This is a genomic window from Burkholderia sp. Tr-20390 (genome assembly GCF_017104595.1).
In the GTDB taxonomy this organism is placed as follows: Bacteria; Pseudomonadota; Gammaproteobacteria; order Burkholderiales; family Burkholderiaceae; genus Burkholderia.
In genome coordinates this window covers 1-12,852 of sequence record NZ_JAAGPC010000220.1, presented here as the reverse complement: position 1 = coordinate 12,852, position 12,852 = coordinate 1, and the positions used below count along the sequence as shown (strand labels likewise).

The window sequence follows — 12,852 nt, the reverse complement described above, 5'->3', positions numbered from 1 at the left end:
GTACGACGGACGTGACGGGCTCGATCGAGCTGCCGAAGGACAAGGAAATGGTGATGCCGGGCGACAACGTGTCGATCACGGTGAAGCTGATCGCTCCGATCGCGATGGAAGAAGGTCTGCGCTTCGCAATCCGCGAAGGTGGCCGTACGGTCGGCGCCGGCGTCGTCGCCAAGATCATCGAGTAAGCCAGTTATTCGTTGATCGACAGTTTTGGGGCTGGCAACAGCCAGCCCCAGCATGGTTTAGGGGTATAGCTCAACTGGCAGAGCGTCGGTCTCCAAAACCGAAGGTTGGGGGTTCGATTCCCTCTGCCCCTGCCAAAAAATAGCCACGTGTCCTACGTGGCATTTGTTTTAAGGTGTTATGGCGAATCCATCCGTCGAAACTGTAAATACCTCCGGCGATAAGCTGATGCTGGCCCTGGGCGTATTGTTGGTCTTGGCCGGATTCGTGGGCTTCTTCTGGCTGGCCAATCAGCAATGGTATGTCCGCGGTGCTGCGTTGGCGGTAGGTATCATCGCCGGCGTGGCCGTCGGTCTCATGTCCGCACCTGGCAAGAGTCTCATCGCCTTTGCCAAGGATTCGTACAAGGAAGTCCGGAAGGTCGTTTGGCCCACCCGCAAGGAAGCAACGCAAACCACACTCGTCGTGTTCGGTTTCGTGCTCGTGATGGCGATTTTCCTCTGGTTGAGTGACAAATCGATCGAATGGGTGATTTTCTCGGCGATTCTGGGTTGGAAATGATATGAGCGATACTCCGGCATCCCCGAGCGGAAAGCGTTGGTACGTCGTGCACGCCTACTCCGGTATGGAGAAGAGCGTGCAGCGTGCGCTTCAGGAGCGCATCGAACGTGCTGGCATGCAGGACAAATTCGGTCAGATCCTGGTCCCGACCGAAGAAGTGGTCGAAGTCAAAGGCGGCCACAAGGCAGTGACTGAGCGTCGTTTCTTCCCCGGCTACGTGCTGGTTGAGATGGAAATGACGGACGAAACGTGGCACCTCGTGAAGAACACCGCGAAGGTCACCGGTTTCGTCGGCGGTGCGCGCAACCGCCCGACCCCGATTTCCCCGAAGGAAGTCGAGAAGATCATGTCGCAGATGCAGGAAGGCGTTGAGAAGCCGCGCCCGAAGACCCTGTTCGAAGTCGGCGAGATGGTGCGTGTCAAGGAAGGCCCGTTCACGGACTTCAACGGCACTGTCGAAGAAGTCAACTACGAAAAATCGCGCGTGCGTGTGTCGGTCACCATCTTTGGCCGATCCACCCCGGTCGAACTCGAGTTCGGTCAGGTCGAAAAAGTTTGATCCCGATTCGGTGGGCAGCCTCGGCTGCCCACCTTCGCGCTTACGGTCCGCGTCATGGCCGTTGAGGAGCGTCAGTAGCCAGCGGCGAAAGCGCGTTATTACTCACCGAACGCCTTCTCTGGCGTTCCAATGAGGTTCACAAATGGCAAAGAAGATTATCGGCTTTATCAAGCTGCAGATCCCTGCAGGTAAAGCCAACCCGTCGCCGCCGGTCGGTCCGGCACTGGGCCAGCGCGGCCTGAACATCATGGAGTTCTGCAAGGCGTTCAACGCGCAGACTCAAGGCATGGAGCCGGGTCTGCCGGTGCCGGTGGTCATCACGGCATTCGCTGACAAGAGCTTCACGTTCGTGATGAAGACGCCGCCGGCGACCGTCCTGATCAAGAAGGCGGCGAAGGTGGACAAGGGCTCGAGCAAGCCGCACACCGACAAGGTCGGTTCGATCACGCGCGCTCAAGCTGAAGAAATCGCGAAGACCAAGATGCCGGACCTTACGGCAGCTGATCTGGACGCAGCCGTTCGCACCATCGCTGGTAGCGCACGCTCGATGGGCATCACTGTGGAGGGCGTGTAAATGGCTAAGATCTCCAAGCGCCGTCAGGCATTTGCCGCCAAGGTTGATCGTCAGAAGCTGTACGCGATCGAAGACGCACTGAGCCTCGTGAAGGAATGCGCGAGCGCGAAGTTCGACGAGTCGATCGACGTCGCAGTCCAGCTCGGCATCGATGCGAAGAAGTCGGATCAAGTCGTTCGTGGTTCGGTCGTTCTGCCGGCAGGTACGGGCAAGTCGGTTCGCGTTGCTGTGTTCGCGCAAGGCGAGAAGGCTGAACAAGCACGTGCAGCAGGCGCGGAAATCGTCGGTATGGAAGACCTGGCAGAGCAGATCAAGGCTGGCCAGATGGACTTCGACATCGTGATCGCTTCGCCGGACACGATGCGTATCGTCGGTACGCTCGGCCAGATCCTCGGCCCGCGCGGCCTGATGCCGAACCCGAAGGTTGGCACGGTCACGCCGGACGTCGCAACCGCCGTCAAGAACGCGAAGGCTGGTCAGGTGCAATTCCGTGTCGACAAGGCCGGTATCATCCACGCGACCATCGGCCGTGCATCGTTCGAGCCGACCGCACTGCGTTCGAACCTGTCGGCACTGATCGAAGCGCTGCAGAAGGCAAAGCCGGCAACGAGCAAGGGCGTCTACCTGCGCAAGATCGCACTGTCGAGCACGATGGGCGTCGGCGTGCGTGTCGACCAGGCTACGCTGGCAGCACAGTAAGCAAGTATTCGGGCCGCTTCGTTCGCGAAGCGGCCTACATGGGCTTTGGGCGGTTGTTCGTGCGGTAGGGCGGGCAACCGGTTATCAAAGACCGTTGGTGGGGCGCAGCAGTCAGGTGATCCCTTAATTCAAGCCAACGCAGATGGCGAACCCGAAAAAGTTTTGCAGTGGTGAAGCCGCAGGCCGCGAAGCGATTCCCGGCGTGAGGTGGAAATACTCCTAACGAGGTCGGACGCCGTTGTTGAACGAGGTACGTGAGGTTTCGGCCATGCCGGCCGCGCTGAACGTATCGTTTCTGGAGGCTAACCGTGCCGCTTAATAGAGAAGACAAGCAAGCCGTCGTCGCTGAGGTTTCCGCGCAAGTCGCGAAGGCCCAGACCGTTGTGCTGGCTGAGTATCGTGGAATTGCGGTTGGCGATCTGACCAAGCTGCGCGCGAAAGCGCGTGAGCAACAGGTTTACCTGCGCGTGTTGAAGAACACGCTGGCGCGTCGCGCTGTTGAAGGTACGCCGTTTGCTCCGCTGGCAGAGCAGATGACTGGCCCGTTGATCTACGGCATCTCGGAAGATGCAATTGCTGCTGCTAAGGTCGTCAACGACTTCAGCAAGAGCAATGACAAGTTGGTCATCAAGGCTGGTTCGTTCGATGGCAAGGTGATGGACAAGGCTGGCGTGCAAGCGCTGGCAAGCATCCCGAGCCGCGAAGAACTGCTCTCGAAGCTGCTGTTCGTTATGCAATCGCCTGTTTCGGGCTTCGCGCGCGCTCTGGCCGCGCTGGCCGAGAAGAAGCAAGCGGAAGCTGCGTAATCGAGCGTGCATCAGCGTCATTGATCGCTGGCTGTATCCGAATTCAATTTAGGAGTATTTCAAATGGCAATCGCAAAAGAAGACATCCTGGCAGCAGTCGAAGGGATGACCGTTCTGGAACTGAACGAACTGGTCAAGGCATTCGAAGAGAAGTTTGGCGTGTCGGCAGCTGCAGTGGCAGTCGCTGGCCCGGCAGGCGGCGGCGCAGCTGCTGCAGCAGAAGAGAAGACCGAATTCACGGTCGTTCTGGCTGAAGCAGGCAGCAACAAGGTTGCAGTCATCAAGGCAGTTCGCGAACTGACGGGCCTGGGCCTGAAGGAAGCGAAGGACGTCGTTGACGGCGCACCGAAGGCTGTCAAGGAAGGCGTCGACAAGGCTGCTGCTGAAGAAGCCAAGAAGAAGCTGGAAGAAGCAGGCGCGAAGGTCGAAGTCAAGTAAGTTTCGGCGCGCTGTGCGAAGGCTGGCGGTATTTTCACCGCCGGCCTTTTTGTGCTTTGTGGGGACGTTATTCTGGCACTCATTCGGGAGCCCGAATAATCGGCCCCAGAAGCCAAAGAAAACCGCCTGATCGTTGTCATTGGTCACGAATGGCGGTTCTCTTTGTCTTCTGAAGCGACTGCAGAAGGCAAGTTTGGTCGGGTAGCGGGCAACACAGGCATCCGCTGCCGTCAGCCAGCGGTTGGTAGCGGCCAACCACCAAGCTTCTCGGCTCGTTCAAGCCGTCGGACGGCCATCGGGTCTCAGTCGGTGAACACTCGGGTTTGAAACGTCCAGGTATTCCGCCTCGATAGCACCCGCCGTGATTCGGAGATCGTATGCAATATTCCTTCACCGAGAAGAAGCGCATTCGCAAGAGTTTCGCGAAGCGCCCCATCGTTCACCAAGTTCCTTTCTTGCTGGCTACCCAGCTTGAATCATTCAGCACGTTTCTGCAAGCCGATGTGCCGGCCACGCAACGCAAGCCTGAAGGTTTGCAGGCCGCGTTCACATCGGTATTTCCCATTGTTTCGCACAACGGTTTCGCACGTCTCGAGTTCGTGAGCTATGCGTTGTCCGCGCCGGCATTCAACATCAAGGAATGCCAGCAGCGCGGCCTGACGTACTGCTCCGCGCTGCGCGCGAAGGTCCGCCTTGTCATCCTCGACAAGGAATCGCCGAACAAGCCGGTCGTCAAGGAAGTGAAAGAGCAGGAAGTGTACATGGGCGAAATTCCGCTCATGACGCCGACGGGCTCGTTCGTCATCAACGGCACCGAGCGTGTCATCGTCTCGCAGCTGCACCGTTCGCCGGGCGTGTTCTTCGAACACGACAAGGGCAAGACGCACAGCTCGGGCAAGCTGCTGTTCTCGGCACGGATCATTCCGTACCGCGGCTCGTGGCTCGACTTCGAATTCGATCCGAAGGACATCCTGTACTTCCGCGTCGACCGTCGCCGCAAGATGCCGGTCACGATCCTGCTGAAGGCCATCGGCCTCACGCCGGAACAGATCCTCGCGAACTTCTTCGTGTTCGACAACTTCACGCTGATGGACGAAGGCGCGCAACTCGAGTTCGTGCCCGAGCGCCTGCGTGGTGAAGTCGCGCGCTTCGACATCACGGATCGTGATGGCAAGGTCATCGTCCAGAAGGACAAGCGGATCAACGCGAAGCACATTCGCGACCTCGAAGCCGCGAAGACCAAGTTCATCTCGGTGCCGGAAGACTATCTGCTCGGCCGCGTGCTGGCGAAGAACGTCGTCGACGGCGACACCGGCGAAGTGATCGCGAGCGCGAACGACGAAGTCACTGAAAGCGTGCTCGAGAAGCTGCGCGAAGCGGGCATCAAGGACATCCAGACGCTCTACACGAACGACCTGGACCAGGGCCCGTACATCTCGTCGACGCTGCGTGTCGACGAAACGACCGACAAGACGGCCGCGCGCATCGCGATCTACCGCATGATGCGTCCGGGCGAGCCGCCGACCGAAGAAGCGGTCGAGGCACTGTTCAACCGTCTGTTCTACAGCGAAGAAGCGTACGACCTGTCGAAGGTCGGCCGTATGAAGTTCAACCGCCGCGTCAGCCGTGACGAGATCACCGGCCCGATGACGCTGCAGGACGACGACATCCTCGCGACGATCAAGATCCTCGTCGAGCTGCGCAACGGCAAGGGCGAAGTGGACGACATCGACCACCTCGGCAACCGTCGTGTGCGTTGCGTCGGCGAACTGGCGGAAAACCAGTTCCGCGCAGGTCTCGTACGTGTCGAGCGCGCGGTCAAGGAACGCCTCGGCCAGGCCGAAAGCGAAAACCTGATGCCGCACGACCTGATCAACTCGAAGCCGATTTCGTCGGCGATCCGCGAGTTCTTCGGTTCGTCGCAGCTGTCGCAGTTCATGGACCAGACCAACCCGCTGTCGGAAATCACGCACAAGCGTCGTGTTTCCGCACTGGGCCCGGGCGGTCTGACGCGCGAACGCGCAGGCTTTGAAGTCCGCGACGTGCACCCGACCCACTATGGCCGCGTGTGCCCGATCGAAACGCCGGAAGGTCCGAACATCGGCCTGATCAACTCGCTCGCACTGTATGCGCACCTGAACGAGTATGGCTTCCTCGAGACGCCGTACCGCAAGGTCGTGGACAGCAAGGTGACCGACCAGATCGACTACCTGTCGGCGATCGAAGAAGGCCGCTACATGATCGCGCAGGCAAACGCCGCGATCGACGAGAACGGCCAGCTGATCGACGAACTCGTGTCGTCGCGTGAAGCCGGCGAAACGATGATGGTCACGCCGGACCGTATCCAGTACATGGACGTCGCGCCGTCGCAGATCGTGTCGGTCGCAGCCTCGCTGATTCCGTTCCTCGAGCACGATGACGCGAACCGTGCGCTGATGGGTTCGAACATGCAGCGTCAGGCCGTGCCGTGTCTGCGTCCGGAAAAGCCGGTCGTCGGTACGGGCATCGAGCGCACCTGTGCGGTCGACTCGGGTACGACGGTTCAGGCGTTCCGCGGCGGCGTCGTCGACTATGTCGACGCAGGCCGTATCGTGATTCGCGTGAACGACGACGAAGCAGTCGCAGGTGAAGTCGGTGTCGACATCTACAACCTGATCAAGTACACGCGTTCGAACCAGAACACGAACATCAACCAGCGTCCGATCGTGAAGATGGGCGACAAGGTCTCGCGCGGCGACGTGCTGGCCGACGGCGCCTCGACGGACCTGGGTGAGCTCGCGCTCGGCCAGAACATGCTGATCGCGTTCATGCCGTGGAACGGCTACAACTTCGAGGATTCGATCCTGATCTCGGAGAAGGTCGTGGCCGACGATCGCTACACGTCGATCCACATCGAAGAGCTGAACGTCGTTGCACGTGACACGAAGCTCGGGCCGGAAGAAATCACGCGCGACATCTCGAACCTGGCGGAAGTCCAGCTCGGCCGTCTCGACGAATCGGGCATCGTGTACATCGGTGCTGAAGTCGAAGCAGGCGACGTGCTGGTCGGCAAGGTCACGCCGAAGGGCGAGACCCAGCTGACGCCGGAAGAGAAGCTGCTGCGCGCGATCTTCGGCGAGAAGGCCTCGGACGTGAAGGACACGTCGCTGCGCGTGCCGTCGGGCATGAGCGGCACCGTGATCGACGTCCAGGTGTTCACGCGTGAAGGCATCCAGCGCGACAAGCGTGCGCAACAGATCATCGACGACGAACTGAAGCGTTACCGTCTCGACCTGAACGACCAGCTGCGCATCGTGGAAGGCGACGCGTTCCAGCGTCTCGCACGCATGCTGGTGGGCAAGGTCGCGAACGGCGGTCCGAAGAAGCTCGCGAAGGGCACGAAGATCGACCAGGCTTACCTGGAAGACCTCGACCACTACCACTGGTTCGACATCCGCCTCGCGGACGACGAAGCAGCGGCGCAGCTCGAAGCGATCAAGAACTCGATCGAAGAAAAGCGTCACCAGTTCGACCTCGCGTTCGAAGAGAAGCGCAAGAAGCTCACGCAAGGCGACGAACTGCCGCCGGGCGTGCTGAAGATGGTCAAGGTGTACCTCGCGGTCAAGCGTCGCCTGCAGCCTGGCGACAAGATGGCAGGCCGTCACGGTAACAAGGGTGTCGTGTCGAAGATCGTCCCGATCGAAGACATGCCGTACATGGCCGATGGCCGTCCGGCAGACGTCGTGCTGAACCCGCTGGGCGTTCCGTCGCGGATGAACGTGGGCCAGGTTCTGGAAGTGCACCTCGGCTGGGCCGCGAAGGGCCTCGGCTGGCGTATCGGCGAAATGCTGCAGCGTCAGGCGAAGATCGAGGAACTGCGCGTGTTCCTGACGAAGATCTACAACGACTCGGGCCGCCAGGAAGACCTGGAAAGCTTCACCGACGAAGAGATCCTCGAACTCGCGAAGAACCTGCGCGAAGGCGTGCCGTTCGCAACGCCGGTGTTCGACGGTGCGACCGAGGAAGAAATGGGCAAGATGCTCGACCTCGCGTTCCCGGACGACATCGCTGAACAGCTCGGCATGAACCCGTCGAAGAACCAGGTCCGTCTGTACGACGGCCGCACGGGTGAAATGTTCGAACGTCGCGTGACGCTCGGCTACATGCACTACCTGAAGCTGCACCACTTGGTCGACGACAAGATGCACGCGCGTTCGACCGGCCCGTACTCGCTCGTCACGCAGCAGCCGCTGGGTGGTAAGGCGCAGTTCGGTGGCCAGCGTTTCGGTGAAATGGAAGTGTGGGCACTCGAAGCGTACGGCGCGTCCTACGTGCTGCAGGAAATGCTGACGGTGAAGTCGGACGACGTGACCGGCCGGACGAAGGTGTACGAAAACCTCGTCAAGGGCGATCACGTGATCGATGCAGGCATGCCGGAATCCTTCAACGTGCTCGTGAAGGAAATCCGCTCGCTCGGTATCGATATCGATCTCGACCGCAATTAATCGGACTACGGAGAGAAAGCAATGAAAGCTCTGCTCGATCTATTCAAGCAAGTCCAACAGGAAGAAGTTTTCGACGCGATCAAGATCGGTCTGGCCTCGCCGGACAAGATCCGTTCGTGGTCGTTCGGCGAAGTGAAGAAGCCGGAGACCATCAACTACCGTACGTTCAAGCCGGAACGCGATGGTCTCTTCTGCGCGAAGATCTTCGGGCCGATCAAGGACTACGAGTGCCTGTGCGGCAAGTACAAGCGTCTGAAGCACCGCGGCGTGATCTGCGAGAAGTGCGGCGTCGAAGTGACGCTGGCGAAGGTGCGTCGCGAACGGATGGGCCACATCGAGCTGGCCTCGCCGGTCGCTCACATCTGGTTCCTGAAGTCGCTGCCGTCGCGTCTGGGCATGGTGCTCGACATGACGCTGCGCGACATCGAACGCGTGCTGTACTTCGAAGCCTATGTGGTGATCGAACCGGGCATGACGCCGCTGAAGGCGCGGCAGATCATGACCGAAGAGGATTACTACAACAAGGTCGAGGAATACGGCGACGAATTCCGTGCCGAAATGGGCGCGGAAGGCGTGCGTGAACTGCTGCGCGCGATCAACATCGACGAGCAGGTCGAGACGCTGCGCACCGAGCTGAAGAACACCGGTTCGGAAGCGAAGATCAAGAAGTATGCGAAGCGCCTGAAGGTCCTCGAGGCATTCCAGCGCTCGGGCATCAAGCCCGAGTGGATGATCCTCGAAGTGCTGCCGGTGCTGCCGCCGGAACTGCGTCCGCTCGTGCCGCTGGACGGCGGCCGTTTCGCGACGTCGGACCTGAACGACCTGTATCGCCGCGTGATCAACCGTAACAACCGGTTGAAGCGCCTGCTCGAGCTGAAGGCACCTGAAATCATCGTCCGCAACGAAAAGCGGATGCTGCAGGAAGCCGTCGACTCGCTGCTCGACAACGGTCGTCGCGGCAAGGCGATGACGGGCGCGAACAAGCGTCCGCTGAAGTCGCTCGCCGACATGATCAAGGGTAAGGGCGGTCGTTTCCGTCAGAACCTGCTGGGCAAGCGCGTCGACTACTCGGGCCGTTCGGTCATCGTGGTCGGTCCGACGCTGAAGCTGCACCAGTGCGGCCTGCCGAAGCTGATGGCGCTCGAGCTGTTCAAGCCGTTCATCTTCAACAAGCTGGAAGTGATGGGCGTCGCGACGACCATCAAGGCTGCGAAGAAGGAAGTCGAGAACCAGACGCCGGTGGTGTGGGACATCCTCGAAGAGGTGATCCGCGAGCACCCGGTGATGCTGAACCGTGCGCCGACGCTGCACCGTCTCGGTATCCAGGCGTTCGAGCCGGTGCTGATCGAAGGCAAGGCAATTCAGCTGCACCCGCTCGTCTGCGCGGCGTTCAACGCCGACTTCGACGGTGACCAGATGGCCGTTCACGTGCCGCTGTCGCTCGAAGCGCAGATGGAAGCGCGTACGCTGATGCTGGCGTCGAACAACGTGCTGTTCCCGGCCAACGGCGATCCGTCGATCGTGCCGTCGCAGGATATCGTGCTGGGTCTGTACTACGCGACCCGCGAAGCGGTTAACGCCAAGGGCGAAGGCCTGTCGTTCACGGGCGTGTCGGAAGTGATCCGCGCGTACGAGAACAAGGAAGTCGAGCTGGCATCGCGCGTCAACGTGCGGATCACCGAAATGGTCCACAACGAAGACACGTCGGAAGGCGCACCGCCGTTCGTGCCGAAGATCTCGCTGTACGCGACGACCGTCGGCCGCGCGATCCTGTCGGAGATCCTGCCGCACGGCCTGCCGTTCTCGGTGCTGAACAAGCCGCTGAAGAAGAAGGAAATCTCGCGCCTGATCAACACGGCGTTCCGCAAGTGCGGTCTGCGCGCGACGGTGGTGTTTGCCGATCAGCTGATGCAGTCGGGTTTCCGTCTCGCGACGCGTGCCGGTATTTCGATCTGCGTGGACGACATGCTCGTGCCGCCGCAGAAGGAAACGATCGTCGGCGACGCCGCGAAGAAGGTGAAGGAGTACGACCGCCAGTACATGTCGGGTCTCGTCACCGCGCAGGAACGCTACAACAACGTGGTCGACATCTGGTCGGCAACGTCGGAAGCGGTCGGCAAGGCGATGATGGAGCAGCTGTCGACGGAGCCGGTGACGGACCGCGACGGCAAGGAAACGCGCCAGGAATCGTTCAACTCGATCTACATGATGGCCGACTCGGGCGCCCGGGGTTCGGCGGTTCAGATTCGTCAGCTGGCCGGTATGCGAGGCCTGATGGCGAAGCCGGACGGCTCGATTATCGAGACGCCGATTACCGCGAACTTCCGCGAAGGTCTGAACGTGTTGCAGTACTTCATCTCGACCCACGGTGCACGTAAGGGTCTGGCTGATACGGCACTGAAGACCGCGAACTCGGGTTACCTGACGCGTCGTCTCGTCGACGTCACGCAGGATCTGGTCGTGGTGGAAGACGATTGCGGCACGTCGAACGGCGTGGCGATGAAGGCACTCGTCGAAGGCGGTGAAGTCGTCGAAGCGCTGCGTGACCGTATCCTCGGCCGCGTTGCGGTGGCGGACGTCGTGAACCCGGAAACGCAGGAAACGGTGTACGAATCGGGCACGCTGCTCGACGAAACGGCGGTCGAGGAAATCGAACGCCTCGGCATCGACGAAGTGCGCGTGCGCACGCCGCTGACCTGCGAAACGCGTTACGGCCTGTGCGCAGCCTGCTATGGCCGTGACCTCGGCCGCGGCTCGCTCGTGAACGTCGGTGAAGCAGTCGGCGTGATCGCGGCACAGTCGATCGGTGAACCGGGCACGCAGCTGACGATGCGTACGTTCCACATCGGTGGTGCGGCATCGCGTGCGGCAGTGGCTTCGTCGGTCGAAGCGAAGAGCAACGGTATCGTGCGCTTCACGGCGACGATGCGCTACGTCACGAACGCGAAGGGCGAGCAGATCGTCATTTCCCGTTCGGGCGAAGCGATGATCACCGACGATTTCGGTCGCGAGCGCGAGCGTCACAAAGTGCCGTACGGCGCGACGCTGCTGCAGCTCGACGGTGCGACGATCAAGGCAGGCACGCAGCTCGCCACGTGGGATCCGCTGACGCGTCCGATCATCACCGAGTACGGTGGTACGGTGAAGTTCGAGAACGTCGAGGAAGGCGTGACCGTCGCGAAGCAGATCGACGACGTGACCGGCCTGTCGACGCTGGTCGTGATCGACGTGAAGCGTCGTGGCTCGCAAGCTTCGAAGAGCGTGCGTCCGCAGGTCAAGCTGCTCGACGCGAACGGCGACGAAGTGAAGATTCCGGGCACGGAGCACGCGGTGCAGATCGGCTTCCAGGTCGGCGCACTGATCACCGTGAAGGATGGTCAGCAGGTGCAGGTCGGTGAAGTGCTCGCACGTATCCCGACGGAAGCGCAGAAGACGCGTGACATTACCGGCGGTCTGCCGCGGGTGGCGGAACTGTTCGAAGCGCGTTCGCCGAAGGATGCCGGCATTCTCGCGGAAGTCACCGGTACGACTTCGTTCGGTAAGGACACGAAGGGCAAGCAGCGTCTCGTCATCACGGACCTCGAGGGCAATCAGCACGAGTTCCTGATCGCGAAGGAAAAGCAGGTTCTGGTTCACGATGCCCAGGTCGTCAACAAGGGCGAAATGATCGTGGACGGTCCGGCGGATCCGCACGACATCCTGCGTCTGCAGGGTATCGAGGCGTTGTCGCGCTACATCGTCGACGAAGTGCAGGACGTGTACCGTCTGCAGGGCGTGAAGATCAACGACAAGCACATCGAGGTGATCGTTCGCCAGATGCTGCGTCGTGTGCAGATCACCGACAACGGTGATACGCGCTTCATCCCGGGCGAACAGGTCGAGCGTTCCGACATGCTGGACGAGAACGATCGCATGATCGCCGAGGACAAGCGTCCGGCTTCGTACGACAACGTGCTGCTCGGTATCACGAAGGCATCGCTGTCGACCGACTCGTTCATCTCCGCGGCATCGTTCCAGGAAACGACCCGCGTGCTGACCGAAGCGGCGATCATGGGCAAGCGCGACGATCTGCGTGGCCTGAAGGAAAACGTGATCGTCGGCCGTCTGATTCCGGCCGGTACCGGTCTCGCGTTCCACAAGGCACGCAAGGCGAAGGAATCGTCGGATCGCGAGCGTTTCGACCAGATCGCAGCGGAAGAGGCATTCGACTTCGGCACGCCGAGCGCGCCGGCCGAAGAGCCGCAGCAACATCCGGCAGCCGAGTAAGTGCGGGCGGCGCGAGCCGCCTTGCCTTACCTTGCTGTCACCGAGACCGCCCGGTTATGCCGGGCGGTTTTTTTTCGTCTGTCGTTCATGCGCATGACGGGCCTGCCGCGCGGCTGCCGCAGGCCCGTCATGCGCGCGACCGAACCCTGGCCGATCTGACCTTACCCCGCCGAGTACACCATTCGTAAGTTAGTGGGCTCGCCGGTTTTCGGTTGATGCAGTTGCCGGAATTGGTCCGGCGCCAGTTGCCCAAGGGCACTATGCGGACGCACCGAGTTGTAG

The 12,852-nt window shown here is 60.9% G+C and carries 9 protein-coding genes and 1 tRNA gene; all 10 read left to right on the top strand.

Annotation, left to right across the window (positions count from 1 at the left end; all coding sequences use genetic code 11):
* A partial coding sequence (locus G3N98_RS34780; protein WP_080485512.1) for a translation elongation factor Tu occupies nucleotides 1-185 on the top strand: 185 nt, incomplete at its 5' end.
* A 59-nt stretch (nucleotides 186-244) separates the two neighbouring features.
* Nucleotides 245-320 (top strand) — tRNA-Trp (locus G3N98_RS34775).
* Between the two features lie 43 nt (nucleotides 321-363).
* Nucleotides 364-744: a preprotein translocase subunit SecE gene (gene secE, locus G3N98_RS34770; protein ID WP_006482892.1), complete on the top strand. Its 381-nt coding sequence runs from the start codon at nucleotides 364-366 to the stop codon at nucleotides 742-744.
* Between the two features lies 1 nt (nucleotide 745).
* Nucleotides 746-1,303, top strand: coding sequence for a transcription termination/antitermination protein NusG (nusG, locus tag G3N98_RS34765; RefSeq protein WP_006400672.1), 558 nt, complete (start codon nucleotides 746-748; stop codon nucleotides 1,301-1,303).
* A gap of 142 nt (nucleotides 1,304-1,445) precedes the next feature.
* Nucleotides 1,446-1,877: a 50S ribosomal protein L11 gene (gene rplK / locus G3N98_RS34760; RefSeq protein WP_006477201.1), complete on the top strand. Its 432-nt coding sequence runs from the start codon at nucleotides 1,446-1,448 to the stop codon at nucleotides 1,875-1,877.
* Nucleotides 1,878-2,576 carry a 50S ribosomal protein L1 gene (gene rplA, locus G3N98_RS34755; RefSeq protein ID WP_006482906.1) on the top strand — a complete coding sequence of 233 codons (699 nt, stop codon included), beginning with the start codon at nucleotides 1,878-1,880 and terminating at the stop codon, nucleotides 2,574-2,576.
* 308 nt (nucleotides 2,577-2,884) lie between these two features.
* On the top strand, nucleotides 2,885-3,382 hold the full coding sequence (rplJ, locus tag G3N98_RS34750; protein WP_021161756.1) for a 50S ribosomal protein L10: 498 nt from the start codon (nucleotides 2,885-2,887) through the stop codon (nucleotides 3,380-3,382).
* A 63-nt stretch (nucleotides 3,383-3,445) separates the two neighbouring features.
* Nucleotides 3,446-3,820, top strand: coding sequence for a 50S ribosomal protein L7/L12 (rplL, locus tag G3N98_RS34745; protein WP_021161757.1), 375 nt, complete (start codon nucleotides 3,446-3,448; stop codon nucleotides 3,818-3,820).
* Between the two features lie 377 nt (nucleotides 3,821-4,197).
* Nucleotides 4,198-8,304: a DNA-directed RNA polymerase subunit beta gene (gene rpoB, locus G3N98_RS34740; RefSeq protein ID WP_039339224.1), complete on the top strand. Its 4,107-nt coding sequence runs from the start codon at nucleotides 4,198-4,200 to the stop codon at nucleotides 8,302-8,304.
* Between the two features lie 21 nt (nucleotides 8,305-8,325).
* Nucleotides 8,326-12,570, top strand: coding sequence for a DNA-directed RNA polymerase subunit beta' (gene rpoC / locus G3N98_RS34735; protein ID WP_046544763.1), 4,245 nt, complete (start codon nucleotides 8,326-8,328; stop codon nucleotides 12,568-12,570).
* Nucleotides 12,571-12,852 lie beyond the last annotated feature (282 nt).

What these genes read in the sequence shown, in the direction of transcription:
- rplA (WP_006482906.1), top strand. Translation starts at nt 1,878, where the DNA reads ATGGCTAAGATCTCCAAGCGCCGTCAGGCATTTGCCGCCAAGGTTGAT.
- rplL (WP_021161757.1), top strand. Translation starts at nt 3,446, where the DNA reads ATGGCAATCGCAAAAGAAGACATCCTGGCAGCAGTCGAAGGGATGACC.
- nusG (WP_006400672.1), top strand. Translation starts at nt 746, where the DNA reads ATGAGCGATACTCCGGCATCCCCGAGCGGAAAGCGTTGGTACGTCGTG.
- rpoC (WP_046544763.1), top strand. Translation starts at nt 8,326, where the DNA reads ATGAAAGCTCTGCTCGATCTATTCAAGCAAGTCCAACAGGAAGAAGTT.
- rpoB (WP_039339224.1), top strand. Translation starts at nt 4,198, where the DNA reads ATGCAATATTCCTTCACCGAGAAGAAGCGCATTCGCAAGAGTTTCGCG.
- rplK (WP_006477201.1), top strand. Translation starts at nt 1,446, where the DNA reads ATGGCAAAGAAGATTATCGGCTTTATCAAGCTGCAGATCCCTGCAGGT.
- secE (WP_006482892.1), top strand. Translation starts at nt 364, where the DNA reads ATGGCGAATCCATCCGTCGAAACTGTAAATACCTCCGGCGATAAGCTG.